Annotated in this window: 12 protein-coding genes and 1 pseudogene; 8 read left to right on the forward strand and 5 right to left on the reverse strand. The window is 74.7% G+C overall.

The features are described 5' to 3' along the window. The first annotated feature begins 36 nt into the window (after window positions 1-36). The 4 genes from HZZ00_RS21910 (at window position 37) to HZZ00_RS21925 (ending at window position 3,208) form a co-directional block, all read left to right on the forward strand. Window positions 37-693, forward strand: a complete 657-nt coding sequence (locus HZZ00_RS21910; RefSeq protein WP_180328034.1) for an HAD family hydrolase — start codon at window positions 37-39, stop codon at window positions 691-693. Between the two features lie 369 nt (window positions 694-1,062). Next, window positions 1,063-2,094, forward strand: coding sequence for an SDR family oxidoreductase (locus HZZ00_RS21915; protein ID WP_180328035.1), 1,032 nt, complete (start codon window positions 1,063-1,065; stop codon window positions 2,092-2,094). Between the two features lie 24 nt (window positions 2,095-2,118). After that, the gene (locus HZZ00_RS21920) at window positions 2,119-2,370 is read left to right on the forward strand and encodes a hypothetical protein (protein ID WP_180328036.1); all 252 of its coding nucleotides are present in this window, start codon (window positions 2,119-2,121) and stop codon (window positions 2,368-2,370) included. Between the two features lie 85 nt (window positions 2,371-2,455). Next, window positions 2,456-3,208 carry a dienelactone hydrolase family protein gene (locus HZZ00_RS21925; protein ID WP_180328037.1) on the forward strand — a complete coding sequence of 251 codons (753 nt, stop codon included), beginning with the start codon at window positions 2,456-2,458 and terminating at the stop codon, window positions 3,206-3,208. 24 nt (window positions 3,209-3,232) lie between these two features. Here the strand turns inward: HZZ00_RS21925 and HZZ00_RS21930 are convergent, their stop codons facing one another. Together HZZ00_RS21930 and HZZ00_RS21935 are read right to left on the reverse strand one after the other, a co-directional pair. Further along, entirely contained in the window at window positions 3,233-4,525 is a 1,293-nt protein-coding gene (locus HZZ00_RS21930; RefSeq protein WP_180328038.1) for an ROK family transcriptional regulator, read from the reverse strand. 140 nt (window positions 4,526-4,665) lie between these two features. Continuing rightward, a complete protein-coding gene (locus tag HZZ00_RS21935; RefSeq protein WP_180328039.1) occupies window positions 4,666-7,830 on the reverse strand; it encodes a cytochrome P450 in 3,165 nt (1,054 codons plus the stop codon). A 213-nt stretch (window positions 7,831-8,043) separates the two neighbouring features. Here HZZ00_RS21935 and HZZ00_RS21940 point away from each other — a divergent pair, with 213 nt between their 5' ends. Then, on the forward strand, window positions 8,044-8,670 hold the full coding sequence (locus HZZ00_RS21940) for a PAS domain S-box protein (protein WP_180328040.1): 627 nt from the start codon (window positions 8,044-8,046) through the stop codon (window positions 8,668-8,670). On the opposite strand, the pseudogene HZZ00_RS21945 reads toward HZZ00_RS21940, so the two are convergent. Then, a pseudogene (locus HZZ00_RS21945) lies at window positions 8,619-9,637 on the reverse strand (DUF3626 domain-containing protein). The gene HZZ00_RS21940 and the pseudogene HZZ00_RS21945 sit on opposite strands and share 52 nt — an antisense overlap. 82 nt (window positions 9,638-9,719) lie before the next feature. Between HZZ00_RS21945 and HZZ00_RS21950 the strand changes: the two are divergent. The 3 genes from HZZ00_RS21950 (at window position 9,720) to HZZ00_RS21960 (ending at window position 12,925) form a co-directional block, all read left to right on the forward strand. Further along, complete coding sequence (locus HZZ00_RS21950; RefSeq protein WP_070023257.1) at window positions 9,720-10,214, forward strand: FBP domain-containing protein; 495 nt, start codon at window positions 9,720-9,722, stop codon at window positions 10,212-10,214. Between the two features lie 160 nt (window positions 10,215-10,374). Then, the gene (locus tag HZZ00_RS21955; protein WP_177329940.1) at window positions 10,375-11,628 is read left to right on the forward strand and encodes an aromatic acid exporter family protein; all 1,254 of its coding nucleotides are present in this window, start codon (window positions 10,375-10,377) and stop codon (window positions 11,626-11,628) included. Between the two features lie 103 nt (window positions 11,629-11,731). Then, complete coding sequence (locus tag HZZ00_RS21960) at window positions 11,732-12,925, forward strand: lactonase family protein (protein ID WP_180328042.1); 1,194 nt, start codon at window positions 11,732-11,734, stop codon at window positions 12,923-12,925. Here the strand turns inward: HZZ00_RS21960 and HZZ00_RS21965 are convergent. Then, entirely contained in the window at window positions 12,893-13,612 is a 720-nt protein-coding gene (locus HZZ00_RS21965; protein WP_180333654.1) for a DUF2470 domain-containing protein, read from the reverse strand. The two genes, HZZ00_RS21960 and HZZ00_RS21965, sit on opposite strands and share 33 nt — an antisense overlap. A gap of 21 nt (window positions 13,613-13,633) precedes the next feature. Next, window positions 13,634-14,239: a TetR/AcrR family transcriptional regulator gene (locus HZZ00_RS21970; protein WP_180328043.1), complete on the reverse strand. Its 606-nt coding sequence runs from the start codon at window positions 14,237-14,239 to the stop codon at window positions 13,634-13,636. Window positions 14,240-14,287 lie beyond the last annotated feature (48 nt).

A 14,287-nucleotide genomic window follows, 5' to 3' on the forward strand; every position in this document is an offset into this window, starting at 1 on the left:
CGGAACGGAAAAAGTCCTGCCAGAGAGGGTCACCGTATGGAGCGCGCCGCGGTCTTCGATGTCGACGGAACCCTCGTCGACACCAATCATCTGCACGTCGTCACCTGGTGGGAGGCGTTCCGGCAGGCCGGACACGACGTGCCCATGCACGCGGTGCACCGGGCGGTCGGCCTCGGTTCGTCGGACCTGATCGCGCATCTGCTGGGCGAGGACCGCGACCGGGAGCAGGACGACGCGCTCAGCGCCGCGCACAAGGCGCTGTACGGACAGTACTTCGACCGGCTGCCCGCCCTGCCGGGCGCCGGGGAGCTGCTGCGGCGGCTGCACCATGACGGCTGGACGGTCGTGCTGGCCACCTCGGCGAGCGGTTCGGAGCTGGGCGCGCTGCGCCGGGCGATCGACGCGGACGACGCCATCGCCGACACCGCGAGCAGCGACGACGTCCAGCAGGGCAAGCCCGCTCCGGAGCCGGTGGAACACGCGCTGGAGCTGGCCGGAGTACCGGCCTCACGGGCGGTGTTCGTCGGAGACACGGTCTGGGACATGCGGGCCGGCACCAAGGCCGGGGTGCGCTGCGTCGGCGTGCTGTGCGGCGGACTCCCCCGGGCCGATCTGGAGGAGGCGGGCGCGGAGGCGGTCTACGCGGACCCCGCCGACCTGCTGGCACGCCTCGACACCAGCCCTTTCGCCTGACGGCCGTGGTGTGTGAGGCAGGTCACGGACGGGGGTGGAACACCACGGTCCGCCCGCCCGTTGAACCGACCGTGGGTGCGGATGGGACAGTGTCCCCGGGCCTCACCTTTTGCCCACAGGGACGATCGTTCGGCTGAAGCCCTGTGGAGCCTTTCGCCGAGAGGCGACCGCCATCCGTGCCCACCCACAGACCGCCCCGGCCGTGAATCCCCCCGTCACGGCCGGGGCTTTCCTCTGCTCGCGCGACGGGATGCGCCGGAGCCGTCCCGGGGACGCGCGGTGCGCGTCGGGCACGCGTGTGCGCCAGGGGCCCCCGGGTACCCGGCCGGTCGGTGCGGGCCTTTCGCCCGAGGACCGGAAGGAGCCAAGGTGAGCAGCTCAGCGGGCAGCAGGGTGGTGGTCACGGGGGCCACCGGCAATGTCGGTACGAGCGTGGTGCGTCTGCTCTCCCAGGATCCCGGGATCAAGTCGGTGCGGGGCATCGCCCGGCGCATCCCCGACTGGTCGCCGGCGCGGACCGAGTGGTCCGCCGTCGACCTGGCGTCGGACCGGGCGAACCTGGCCGAGCGGTTCGAGGGCGCCGACGCGGTGATCCATCTGGCGTGGGCGTTCCAGCCGACGCACGATCCGGCGACCACCTGGCGGACCAATGTGCTCGGCGGGATCCGGGTGCTGGAGGGGGTCGCCGCGGCGCGGGTGCCGGTGCTGGTGCACGCCTCCTCCGTGGGCGCGTACTCGCCGGGCCCCAAGGACCGCGCGGTGGACGAGTCCTGGCCGACGCACGGGTGGCCGGACGCCGCGTACTGCCGGGAGAAGGCGTACCTGGAGCGCACCCTGGACGTGTTCGAGCGCGATCACCCCGAGGTGCGGGTGGTGCGGATGCGGCCGGCCTTCCTGTTCAAGTGGGAGTCGGCGAGCGAGCAGCGCCGGATCTTCGGCGGGCGCTTCCTGCCCGGCCGGCTGGCCCGGCCCGACCTGCTGCCGTTCCTGCCGGACATCCCGGGCCTGCGGGTACAGGCCCTGCACACCGACGACGCCGCCGAGGCATACCGGCTCGCGGTGCACTCGCCGACCGCCCGCGGCGCCTTCAACCTCGCCGCCGAGCCCCCGCTCGACGCCACCGTGCTCGGCGAACTGCTCGGCGCCCGCCCGATGCGGTTGCCGCGTACGGCGGCCCGCTCGGCCATCGCCGCGGCATGGGGCCTGCATCTGCTGCCGGCCTCCCCGCACCTGTTCGACGCGGTGCTGCGCCTGCCGCTGATGGACTGCACCCGGGCCCACGAGGAACTGGGCTGGCGGCCGCGGTGGACGGCGACGGAGGTGCTGGAGGAATTCCTGGACGGGCTGCGGCAGGGCGGCGGCATGGACACCGCGCCGATGCACAGCGGCACGATGGGCTGACCGGACGCCACTGGGAGAATCGACATGGCCGCAGAGAACGACCAGCGACACGACGAACAGTCCGACCAGAAGCCCGGCCACCCGCCGGACCCGGTCCCGCGCGACCTGCCCGACCAGCAGTCCCACCCGGACGACCACTGGGACCCGGACCACCCGGCGCCCGGCCCGGCCGAGGAGACCCCCGACCCGGACGAGGCGGGCACCGGCCCCCGGAACGCCCCGCGCACCGGGACGGTCCACCCGGAGCATCCGGAGCCGCAGGAGCCCTCGGACTGAGGGGGCACTGCGTCTCACCGGGACGGGTGACCGGTCGGCCCGGTGCCTTGTGCGTCGGCGCGGGCCCGGGGAAGCATGACCGGACATGCCCACCAAGACTCTTTCGGTCCCCACCCCGGACGGCGTCGCCGACGCGTACGCCGCCTTCCCCGACGACGGCGAACGGCACCCGGGTGTGCTGCTCTACCCCGACGCCTTCGGCCTGCGGCCGGTGCTGGAGGAGATGGCCCGGACGCTGTCCGGACACGGGTACTGCGTGCTCGTGCCCAACGTCTACTACCGCGAGGGCCCGGCGCCGCTGATCGACCTTCCCGAGCACATCGGCGAGGAGGACAGGCCCGCGGTCATCGCCCGGCTGAAGCCCCTGGTCGACGCGCACACCACCGAACGGGTGCTGCGCGACGCCGACGCCTTCCTCGCGTTCCTCGCCGCCCGGCCCGAGGTGGCCCCGGGGCCGGTCGGCGCGATCGGCTACTGCATGGGCGCCGTCCTGGCGATGCGTACGGCGACGGCGCACCCCGGCCGGGTGGCCGCGGTCGCCGGGTTCCACCCCGGCTTCCTGGTCACCGACGACCCCGACAGCCCGCACCGGCTCATCCCGCAGCGCCTCACCGCCGAGGTCCACCTCGGCCTCGCGGAGAACGACATGTCACCGGAGGCCATCCGCGAGATCGAGCGGGCCTTCGAGGCCGCCGGCGTCGGTCACACCACCGAGGTCTACCCCGGCAGCGTCCACGGCTTCACCATGTCCGACACCGACGCCTTCGACCCGGCCGCCTACCAGCGCCACTGGGACCGGCTGCTCCCGCTGCTCGGCCGCGCCCTGAAGAACGGCTGAGGCGCCGCGGGCCGGCGCGCCCCGTCACGCCCCCGGGGTGCGCTCCCGCAGCGCCGTCCGCCAGGCGGGGGGCGGGCTCTCGGGGGCCGGGGCGGGGCGGTGACCGCCGGCGGCGAAGAAGTCGGCCAGGGGGAGGATCGCGGCGCCGACGGTCACCGCGTCCGGGCCGAGCCGGCCCAGTTCGATGGTGACCTTGTCGGCGGGGTGGCGCAGGGCGTACGTCGTCGCGTGCCGGCGTACGGCGGGCAGGAAGCGGGTGCCGAGCTGGAGCCCGGCCCAGCCGCCGACGATGATCCGCTCGGGCTGGAAGAGGTTGATCAGGTCGGACAGTCCCGCCCCCAGGTACTCGGCGGTCTCCTCCAGGACGGCCAGCGCCACCGGGTCCGCCGCGCGGCCCTCGGCGGGGTAGGCGGCGGCGAGCATGGCGGTGAGCGCGGTCTCCTCGTCGGCGTCCGCCGGTGGCCGACCGCCCTCCTCGCGCCAGCGGGCGAGCAGCGACTCGGCGCCCGCGTACGCCTCCAGGCAGCCGGGTGCGCCGCACCGGCAGCGGCGCCCGCGCACCCGTACCGTCAGATGGCCCCACTCGACGGCCCGCCCGCGCTCCACCTCGGGAGTGACCAGGCAGGCGCCGACGCCGGAGCCGAAGAGCACGACCACCGCGTTGCGGGCGCCGCGCCCCGCGCCGAACCACATCTCGGCCTGGCCCAGGGTCTTGGCGCCGTTGTCGATGAAGTACCGGACGGTTTCCGGCAGTTCGGAGGAGGAGCGGAGCAGCTGCTCCAGCGGTACCGCCTCCCAGCCGATGGTCTGCCCGTGCACGACGGCGCCCCGGTCGGCGGTGTGCTCCACGATGCCGGGCACGCCGATGCCGATGCCCAGCAGCCGCTCGGGCACGGCGGCCTCGGCGGCGAGCATCTCGGCCACGCCGTCGCGGATGTGCCCGGCGATGACCTCGACGTCGTAGCCCAGCGGGGTCAGCGGGCGTTCGGTGCGGGCCAGTTCGGTCAGGGCGAGGTCGAACAGCTCGATGCGGACGCGGGTCTCGCCGACGTCGACGCCGATCAGCTGCCCGCTGTCCGGGGAGACCCGCAGCAGGGTGCGGGGCCGGCCTCCGTCGGAGTCGACGCTGCCGGCCTCCTCCACCAGCCCGTCGGCGACCAGATCGGCGACCACGTTGCTGACCGAGCCGGAGCTGAGGCCGGTGGCCGGACCCAGCTCGAAGCGGCTCAACGGACCGTCGAAGTACAGCCTCTGCAGCACCGCGGTGCGGTTGCCCCGCCGTAGGTCACGTACCGTGCGCCCGTTCCGCCCCGCCATGCGGCTCCTTTCACGAACCATGCCCGACCTGCAACATACTCCTTCGGGCGACCGGAACGCGACTTTCCACCAACCCTTAGTTCACGCTGTGAGCTAAGGCGGGGGTCCGTGCGCGTCCCGGCGGGGCGGCGTTCCCGGCTTCAGCCGGCCGCGTACACGTCCTCGACGTAACGGCCCTGCGCCACCAGGGAGTCGAGCCAGCGCCCGGCGGCCGCCTCGTCGGCGCCCGGGGTGCGCTCCCGGTACAGGGTACGGAACGCCTCGCGGACGCCCGGCGCCATGCGGGCGCCGTCGCCGCAGACGTACACCCGGGCGCCCGCGGAGAGCAGCGCCCACACCTCGTCGGCCTCGGCGGCGATCCGGTGCTGCACGAAGCGGGCACCGTCCTCGGGTGCCTCGCTGAAGGCCGGGCGCAGCCGGACCGCGCCCGCGGCCTCGGCGGCACGCAGCTCCTCGGCGTGCAGGAAGTCCGCGTCGGGCGCGTCGCAGCCGAAGTAGAGCAGCGCCTGCGGGAGTCGGCCGCCCGCGCGCACGGCGGCGACCCGGTCGGCGACGGTGCCGCGGAACGGGGCGAGTCCGGTGCCCGCGGCCACCATCACCACCGGCGCGGAACCGTCGACGCGGAAGGCCTCGCGGCACGGCTGCACCCGGGCGTACACGGTGTCGCCGGGCCGCAGGCCGGCCAGGTGGCCCGACCCGGTGCCCCGGTACCGGCCGCGGCCCGAGCGGGCGGGGGCGTCGAGGACCGAGACCATCAGGTCGGCGTGGCGCGGGTCGGCCGCCGGGGAGGAGGAGAGGGAGTAGTGGCGGGGCCGCAGCGGGGTCAGCAGGTCGAGCAGGAGCGGCCAGTCGAGGGCGCCGCGCAGCGCCGGGTGGTCCTCGGCCAGTTCCACGAGGGTGCGCGGGTCGTCACCGGGCAGGGCCGCGAGGGCGGCGCGCTCGGGCGGGCAGGGGTTGGCCTGCGCGAGCAGGGCGAGCTGCCGGGCCGTGGGCCGCTCCTGCAGCTCGACGTGGTGGGTCAACAACTGCCGTACGGTCAGCGGGCGGTCCACCGCGAGACCGTCGCGCCGCGCCCGGGTGGCGCGGATGTCCAAGACGGTGCCGCCGTCCAGGCCGAAAGCGGCGAGCGCGCGGTCCACCAGGCCGGGGGCGTTGACGGGGAGGACGGCCAGGTGGTCGGCGGTGCGGTAGGTGACGCCGTCGGGCAGGGCGATGCGCAGGAACCGCTTGGTGCGCGGGTGGCCGGGAGCGGTGAGATCGTACGCCTCGGTGACGGTCATCTCGGTCAGCCCGTGCCGTTCGGCCAGGGCGTCCAGCGGGCCGCCGGTGAGCGTGCGCACCTCGTAGGCGTGTCCGGGCTGCGGCCGGGCGTCCCGGGTGGCGTCCGGATCGCCGTACGCGGTCAGCAACGCGGTGCGCAGCCGGTCGGTGAACTCCCGTACGGTGCCGGTGAGGTCGCCGGAGGCGTCGGCGGCCGCCCGGTCGGTGAGCCGGGTCGCGCCGAGTTCGGCGAGGCGGGCGTCGATGCGGGTGGGGACCTGCTGGTAGGTGGCGGACCAGTTGCGGTCGCCGACGCCGAGGACGGCGTACGTCACCCCGGTGAGGTCGGGGACACCGTCGAGCAGGGCGGTGAAGGCGGTGGCGTCGTCGGTGGGGCGGCCGTTGTAGGAGGCGGCGGTGATGACGACGGCCCGGTCCGTGGGCAGCCCGTCCGCGTAGGAGTCGAGCGCGGCCACCTCGGTGGCGCAGCCCAACGCCGCTGCTTCGTCGGCGAGTTGCCTGGCGAAGGCGCGGCAGGTGCCGTAGTTGCTGCCGTGCAGGAAGAGCACGCCGGTGCCGGGGCGGACCCGGGACGGGAGAGCGTCCGGGGCCGTCGTCGGCTCGCTCCGCGCGGGGGTGCCGGGCAGCGGGGCGTGGACCCGGTCGGCGGAGGTGCGCGGGGTGAGGGTGAGGGTGAAGCCCTCGGGCTTGAGGGTCAGGGTCTCCTTCACGTCGAGCCGGTAGCCGGCGTGGTCGTGCAGCCGGTAGCGGTGCACCAGCAGGGCGAGCAGCATGGTCGCCTCGTGCAGCGCGAACTGCCGTCCGATGCAGGCGCGTTCGCCGGTGCCGAAGGGCTTGAAGGCGTGCACCGGGCGGGCCTGCTCCGCCTCGGCGGTGAACCGCTCGGGGTCGAACAGCTCCGGGTTGTCGCCCCAGACGGGTTGGCGGTGCAGCATCGGGGTGAGCACGGTGACGGGCTGTCCGGCGACGAGCGGGATCCGGCCGCCGAGCAGGGTGTCCTCGCGGGCGTGCCGGCTGAACGCGGCGGCCGTCGGCCACAGCCGCAGCGCCTCGTTGAGCACCTGGCGGGTGTAGGTGAGCCGTCCGACGTCCTCGTACGTCGGCTCCGGGTCGGCCGCGTCGCCCCACAGCGCGTCGGCCTCCCGCTGCACCAGCCGGAGCACGGCGGGGTGCTTGACCAGGTAGTACAGGGCGAAGGACATCGCGCCCGAGGTGGTCTCGTGCCCCGCGATCAGGAAGGTGATCACCTGGTTGCGGATGTTGGCGGCGTCCAGGGTGGTGCCGTCCGCCGGATGCGGCGCGCTGAGCATCAGCCCGAGCAGGTCCTCGGCGCCGCTCTGGTCGGTGCCGGTGCGGGCGGCGACGACGTCGTCCACCACCCCGGCGAGGAAGTCCGCGTCCCGGCGGAAGGCCGCGTCGGCCGCCGCGTGGTCGCGGTCCGCGGGCGCGGCCACGCGGGTCATGCTCCACTCCAGGCAGCGGACCATGGACTCCACGAAGGGGTGCGGCCGTTCGCGCCCGAAGGAGCCGAAGTCGTAGCCGAATCCGGCGAGTCCGATGGTGTCGAGGGTCATCCGGGTCATGTCGTCGGCCACGGCGACCGGGCGCCCGGCGTGGGCCGCGCGGTCCCAGGAGTCGATGAGCCGGCGGGCCACCCGCAGCATCACCGGGTGGTAGGTGCGCATGGAGCCGAGCGCGAAGGCGGGCATCAGGATGTCGTGCGCCTTGGCCCAGTTCGGTTCGTCGTTGTACGCGGTGAACAGGCCGTCGGCGGTGAAGGCGCGCACGTTCTCCAGCGCGGGTCCGACGTGCTTGGCGAAGCGGTCCTCGTCGGCCAGGTCGGCGACCAGGTCCGTGTCCGCGACGAACAGGGTCTCCCGGCCGTGCAGCCGGCGCACCAGCACCGGCCCGTGGGTGCGCATCAGGCCCATGGTGTGCTGGATGGGGGTGCGTCCGACACCGGTGGTGCCGAGGTCCACGACGGGGACGCCGGAGGGGGCGGGATGCGGTGCGGTGGGGGGCATGGCGCGGCAACTCCCTTTCACGGTGCGCGAGTCTCTCGCGCTCCAGCCTGCTCGCCGCGCTCCCCCGGTCGGGACCACACCACTACACGATCGTGCAGTGGAAACCGGCCCGCGGGACTTGCGCGCGGCCGCGGCCGGTGCCCCGCCGATTTGGCGCCGGCCTGGGCCTTCGTCTTGGATGAGGCGGACACTGCGGCACGTCGGGAGGTACGCGTGGAGACGGGCGACGCCGTGGTCTGGCGCAACCGCGCCCTGACCCTGTTCGACCGGGTGGCGGTGCCGGTCGCGGTGTGCGACGCGTACGGCCGTGTGGTGCTCGCCAATCCCGCGATGGCCGCGGAGTGCGGCACGACGCCGGGGCGGCTGCGCGGCCGGGACGTGCTGGAGCTGTTCCGCCCGCAGCGGGCCACGCAGGTGGAGCGGATCGTCGAGGCGCTGCGGCTGCGGCGCCGTTCGCGCTACCGGGTCTCGGTGTGCTGGCGGGCGCCGGACGGGGGCGAGCGGTACGGGGAGCTGACCGCGGACCCGGTGAGCGACAGCGTGGAGGAGACGCCCGCGCTGCTGGTGATGCTGCGGATCGAGGACGAGCGCCCCGCCGCCCCGCCGGTCCCCGCCCCCACGCCGGTCACCCCCGTCGAGGGCCGGGTGCTGGCCTTGCTGGCCTCGGGCGCCACCACGGCCCGCGCCGCCCGCGAACTCGGCCTCACCACCGACGGCGTCAACTACCACCTGCGCCGTCTCTCCGCCCGCTGGGGCGCCGCCAACCGCACCGAACTGGTGGCCCGCGCCTACGCGTCGGGGGTGCTGGCCCCGGGGGTGTGGCCGCCCGAGGCACCCTGACACGCGGGCCTGCCCCCGGCGGAGCGGGGGCAGGGGATGAACGGCGCGGCAGCGCCGGCCCCCGGAGCCGCGCCCACCGGGCGGTCGCCGGTCGTCAGTTCCCGACCGCGGACGGCTCCCGGACGGCGCCGAAGCGGGCCAGGACGTGCCAGACCTTCTTCAGGTCCTGGAGGTCGTAGCGGCCGGTGCGGGCCGCGTCGCCGATGACCCGCGGGGTGAGTACGCCCCGCTCCGCGATCCGGGCGCCCAGGCGGGTGTACTCGGCGCCCCGGAAGTCGGCGTGGCGGTGCAGCCGGTCGGCGGTGAGCCGGTAGCCGGGATGCCACTCCAGCGGGAACGGCAGCCGCCGGGCCGCCGCCTCCACGGGTGTGCCCCGGTAGCTCGGGTCCAGCACCAGCGCCCGCACGTCCCGGGTGAGCAGCACGCCCCCGTGCACATGGCACTCGATGTAGTCGTCGAGCGCGTCCCGCTCGTCCGCCTCGGCGAGCGTGATCAGCGGCATCGCGCCGGCCACCCCGAAGTCGGTGGGCTCGGCCGCGCTGTCCGGGTAGCAGAAGGTGGCCCGGTGCGCGACGGGTGCGTCCAGCCGCAGGAAGGAGGAGCCGAACCGCGGCGCGGCGCCCCCCGGTTGGCGGCGGAAGTCCAGGGCGCCGTACACCGGCCGCTCCTCCGCCTCGGCGTCGTCGTAGGCGCCGCCGAAGATCCGGCTCTCCCAGCGCCAGCGGTCGCCGCCCGGGTGCGCGGTGAGGCCGCCGTTGCTCGTGCCGGTGACGAACTGGGAGTGGTAGACGCCGTCCCGGGCGAGGGAGTCGAGGACGGGGAGCCCGCCCGACAGCCGGTCCGGGTGGAAGTTCAGGGTGATGTGCGGGCCGGGGGCGAGCGCGGGCCCGGACGCGCGGGCGGTCACGTGCCGCAGGGCCCGGTGGGCGCGTAACGGCAGGCCGTCCGGAAAGCCCGGGAAATCCATTGGCTCCCCCTCCCCCGAGGTATCTACGCTGCTCAGGGACCCATCTTGCGGGTTCCGTGCACGTACGACGAAGGAATTTCCCATGAGATCGCTCACCGAGCAGGACATCCGCGGCTCTTTCGTGAACTGCTCCAAGGGGGAGGCCAAGCGGCTGGCGATACCCCGGGACCTCGACGAACGGCCGTGGGACGATCTGGACTTCCTCGGCTGGCGGGACCCGGGCGCGCCCGACCGCAGCTATCTGGTGACCGAGCGGGCGGACCGGCTCGTGGGCATCGCGCTGCGCTTCCCGGCGTCCCAGCGCGGCTTCCTGCACCGCAGCATGTGCTCGGTGTGCCTGACCACGCACCCCGGCGGCGGCGTGTCGCTGATGACCGCGCGCAAGGCGGGCACGGCGGGCCGCGAGGGCAACTCGGTGGGCCTGTACATGTGTACGGACCTGGCGTGTTCCCTGTACGTCCGCGGCAAGAAGGTGCCCGAGTCCGGTACGCGGTTCGAGGAGAGCCTGACGCTGGAGGAGCAGATCGCGCGGACGGCCGGCAACCTGGCCGCCTTCGTCGACAAGCTCTACGCCTAGGGCGCGAAGGCCTGCCGGACAGCGTGCGGGCCGGTGGGCTCCTCCGGTCGCAGCGCTGGTCACCGGCGCTCGGCCGGATGGCCCAAGCGTCTTCGCCCCGCGCCCGCCCTCCTCGAACGGCCACGTTCGACGCGGCCGAGGAACGGGAACAGGCGAAGGAATGTACGACGTACGCAAGGGGATCGAGGGACTGCGGCGCCTGGTGATGCGCCGCCGGGAGCCGGTGGTCGTCCAGACGCTGCGGTCTGCCGCGGCGGCGACGGTCGCCTATGTCATCGCGCTCCGGCTGAGTCCCGAGCCCGCCCCGCTGACCTCGCCCCTGACCGCGCTGCTGGTGGTCCAGGTGACCTTCTACGCCACGCTGACCAACGGCATCCGGCGGGTGAACGCGGTGGTGGCCGGTGTGCTGGTCGCCATCGCCTTCAGCGTGCTGGTGGGCCTGACCTGGTGGAGCCTGGCGCTGCTGATCGTGGCCGCGCTGGCGGTGGGCCATCTGGTGCGGGTGGACGAGTACGTGGCCGAGGTGGCGATCAGCGCCATGCTGGTGCTGGGAGTGACCACGGTCGGCTTCACCGCCTGGGCGCGGATCGTGGAGACGCTGATCGGCGCGGTCGTGGGCACCGCCTGCAATCTGCTGCTGCCGCCGCCGGTGTGGGTGGACGCGGCGGGCCGGTCGATCGCGGACCTGGCGCGCCGGGTGCGGCAGTTGATGCTGCGGATGGGTGAGGAGGCCGCCGGCCACATCCCCTGGCAGCGGGCGGCCGAGCGGCTGCACGAGGCACGCCGGCTGGACCAGTACATCGCCGAGGTGGACGCCTCGCTGCGGCAGGCCGAGGACAGTCTGCGGCTCAATCCGCGGGTCAAGGAGGGTCTGCTGCACCGGGTGGTGCTCCGTACCGGCCTGGACACGCTGGAGATCTGCACGGTGGTGCTGCGGGTGCTGGCCCGCTCCTTCACCGACCTGGCCAAGGCGCGTGGCTCCGAGGACCTGTTCCCGCCCCGGGTCGGGGCGGTGGTGGAGGAACTGCTGTCGGAGATCGGCGACGCGGTGGTCAGTTTCGCGGTGCTGGTCACCGCCCATCTGAGTGCGGACGCCGAGTCGGCGGAGGCACGACTGACGGCCGAGCTGCACACCGCGGCCGGCACCCGGGACCGGCTGGCCGAGCTGCTGCGCGAGGAGGTCCGCAGGGACTGGGCGAACTGGCAGCTGCTGGGCGCCGTACTGACCGAGACGACCCGGATCATCGACGAGCTGAACACCGAGCACCGCACCCGGCGCCTGCTGGAGGAGCTGGACCGGGTCTCCGCCGAACAGCGTGCCAAGCTGCCCCGGATGACGCGGATGCGCGAGCGGCTCGGCATCCAGGAGAAGCTGTGGAGCGACCGGGCGGGGTTCGGCGACCGCACTCCGTGAGGCCGGCCGGCTGCCGTGTCCCGCGTCGCCGTCCTTGCCCCGCGCACCCGGCTCGGGCCAAGGTGGCCCTCACGACCGGGCGACCGACGACCTGAGGTGTGGGATGGACACGGAGGCAGCGGCGAGCGGCGGCTGGAGCAGGCGCCGGTTCATCGGGGTGGGCGCGGGCGCGGCGGCCGTGGTCGCGGTGCCGTCGCCGGCCGCCCCGCCCCCTAGCGCCGCGCGGGCCGCGGACCCGCGGCGGCCGCCCGGTGACCGCTCGGCGGGGCCGCGCCCGCTGTACGTGGGCACCTACACCTCCGCCCCGGGCGGCGGCACCGGCATCCGGCTCGCCTCCTACGACCCGGAATCCGGTGCGATCACGGGCTCCGGAACGCTCACCGGGGTCCCCGACCCGTCGTACCTCGCCGTGCACCCGGACGGGCGCACGCTGTACGCGGTGGACGAGCGGCAGGACGGCGGGGTGACGGCCGTACGCCTGGCGGACCGGCGGATCCTCGGCACGCGGAGCACCGGGGGCGCCGGGCCCTGTCATCTGTCGGTGCACCCCTGCGGGCGCTGGCTGCTCAGCGCGAACTACGGGTCCGGCAGTGTCGCCGTGCATCCGATCGCCGCCTCGGGCGCCCTGGGCGAGCGCACCGACCTGGTCACGCACACCTCCCCGGCGCCCGGTCCGGGCCAGGAGGGGCCGCACGCCCATCAGTTCACGACCGCTCCGGACGGCCGGCACCTGCTCGCGGTGGACCTCGGCACGGACACCGTCTACACGTACCGTCTGGACACGGCGAAGGGCACCCTCACCGAGACCGGTCAGGCGCACACCCGGCCGGGCGCGGGGCCCCGCCATCTGACCTTCCATCCGGGCGGGCGGCACGCCTATCTGGCCAACGAGGTCGACGACACGATCGCCGTCTGCGCCTACGACCCGCCCTCCGGCCGGCTGACGATCGGCGCGCCGCAGCCGACGGGCTCCTCGGGGGACGTCACCAACTACCCGGCGCAGATCCTGGTCACGGGCGACGGCCGGTACGCCTTCCTGGCCAACCGCGGCCACAACAGCCTGGCGAGGTACGCGGTGGAGGCCGGCGGGTCCCGGCTGCGGCTGCTGGGCACGGTGCCGGTCGGCGGGGACTTCCCGCGGCAGATCGCGTTCTCGCCGGACGGCCGGCTGCTGTTCGCGGCGAACCAGCGCTCGGGCACGGTCACCGTCTTCCACGTCGACACCGATCGCGGTGAACTGCGGCTCGCCGGTGAGCCGTTCGCGTCACCCGTCGCCGTCTGCGCGCTGCCGCTGTAGCGCCCGGGGGCAGCCTGCGGTGCCCGCCTGTGCCAGCAGGGCGTGCACCCGCTCGGTGAGCTGGGCGAGGTCGTCGGCGGGGCGGTGGAAGGGCAGGCGTACGTCGCCGTGGGCGCGGGTGCGTTCGATGCGCAGGGTCAGCCCGTGCCGGTCGACGGCGAGGGGCAGTACGCGGGTCGCCGCGTGCAGGCTCTCGGGCCGTACCAGCCGGGTGAGCCGCCGCACGGCGTCCGGGTGGGCGTCGGCGAGATGGGTGAGCAGCCGGGCCTCGGCGGTGGCCAGCGGGTCGGGGCGGGCGGCGGTGAACTCGTCCGGTTCGAGGAGTACGGCGCCGTCGGCACGCCGCAGCACCACGCGGTCGGGGTGGCAGCGCAGGGCGCCGCCGTCGGGGGCCGGGGCAAGGCGGCCGGCCAGCCAGAGGCGTGCGCGGATGCGGTCGCGCACGGGTACGGGCGCCACGTCGGGGAACTCCAGTACCGCGCGGGTGCCCTGCCGCGCCGCCGCGGGGAGGTCGCTGTCCTCGGGCACCGCGAGCAGGACCGCGCCGTCGTCGGCCACGGTGTGCGCGCCGACGTACTCCTCGCGCGTGCCGCCCGCGGTCACCGCGCACGACCATGCGGCGGCGAGCACCGACCGGGCTCGTTCCGCCGCGCCGGGGGCGGCCGTCCACTCCTGCGTGTCATCCAGGGTGCGGCCCGACCGGGCGCCTCAGGCGATGGCGCCCAGCAGTGCCCGCGCGCACAGATCGCGCACCTGTTCCCGGCTCGCCTCGCCGTCGCGCAGCCACTCCAGGCAGACGGCGGTGGTGAAGGCGAGCCAGCCGCGCACGGCCAGCCGCAGCTGCGGGCCGCGCTCGCAGACGGGTCCGAACTCGGGGTCGGCCGCGAGGGCGGCCAGGATCTGCTTCTCCTGGGCGGCCAGGGCCTGCCGGTAGACCCGGCGCACGGCCTGGTCGCCGGCGGCGTCGGCGCGGTGGAAGGCGCGGAACCCGTGGGCGTGGGCCTCGACGTAGCCGAGGTAGGTGTCGAGTCCGGCGGTCAGCTGCTCGCGCACCGGCACCCCGGGCTCGGCCGCCGTCATGCGCAGCATCCGCTCGCTCTCGCGCTCCACGACCGCGGCGAAGAAGTCCCGCTTGGTCGGGAAGTAGTGGTACAGCAGCCCCCGGGAGACCCCGGCGAGGTCGGCGACCCGCTCGATCCACACGTCGTCGTAGGGACTCTCCGAGAACAGCCGCGCGCCGACCGACAGCAGCTGCTCACGGCGTTCCCCGGTGCTGAGTCGACGCCGGGCGCGTTCCCCCTGGTTCGCGGGCATGCCGTCACTTTACTTGACGTCGGTTCAACAAGCGGACCAGACTGGAAG

This window comes from Streptomyces sp. NEAU-sy36 (assembly GCF_013423905.1).
Classification (GTDB): Bacteria; Actinomycetota; Actinomycetes; order Streptomycetales; family Streptomycetaceae; genus Streptomyces; species Streptomyces misionensis.

Excerpts from the sequence above, each read along its gene's own strand:
- HZZ00_RS21910 (WP_180328034.1), top strand. The coding sequence starts at position 37 with ATGGAGCGCGCCGCGGTCTTCGATGTCGACGGAACCCTCGTCGACACC.
- HZZ00_RS21920 (WP_180328036.1), top strand. The coding sequence starts at position 2,119 with ATGGCCGCAGAGAACGACCAGCGACACGACGAACAGTCCGACCAGAAG.
- HZZ00_RS21925 (WP_180328037.1), top strand. The coding sequence starts at position 2,456 with ATGCCCACCAAGACTCTTTCGGTCCCCACCCCGGACGGCGTCGCCGAC.
- HZZ00_RS21930 (WP_180328038.1), bottom strand. The coding sequence starts at position 4,525 with ATGGCGGGGCGGAACGGGCGCACGGTACGTGACCTACGGCGGGGCAAC.
- HZZ00_RS21935 (WP_180328039.1), bottom strand. The coding sequence starts at position 7,830 with ATGCCCCCCACCGCACCGCATCCCGCCCCCTCCGGCGTCCCCGTCGTG.
- HZZ00_RS21950 (WP_070023257.1), top strand. The coding sequence starts at position 9,720 with ATGAGATCGCTCACCGAGCAGGACATCCGCGGCTCTTTCGTGAACTGC.
- HZZ00_RS21955 (WP_177329940.1), top strand. The coding sequence starts at position 10,375 with ATGTACGACGTACGCAAGGGGATCGAGGGACTGCGGCGCCTGGTGATG.
- HZZ00_RS21960 (WP_180328042.1), top strand. The coding sequence starts at position 11,732 with ATGGACACGGAGGCAGCGGCGAGCGGCGGCTGGAGCAGGCGCCGGTTC.
- HZZ00_RS21970 (WP_180328043.1), bottom strand. The coding sequence starts at position 14,239 with ATGCCCGCGAACCAGGGGGAACGCGCCCGGCGTCGACTCAGCACCGGG.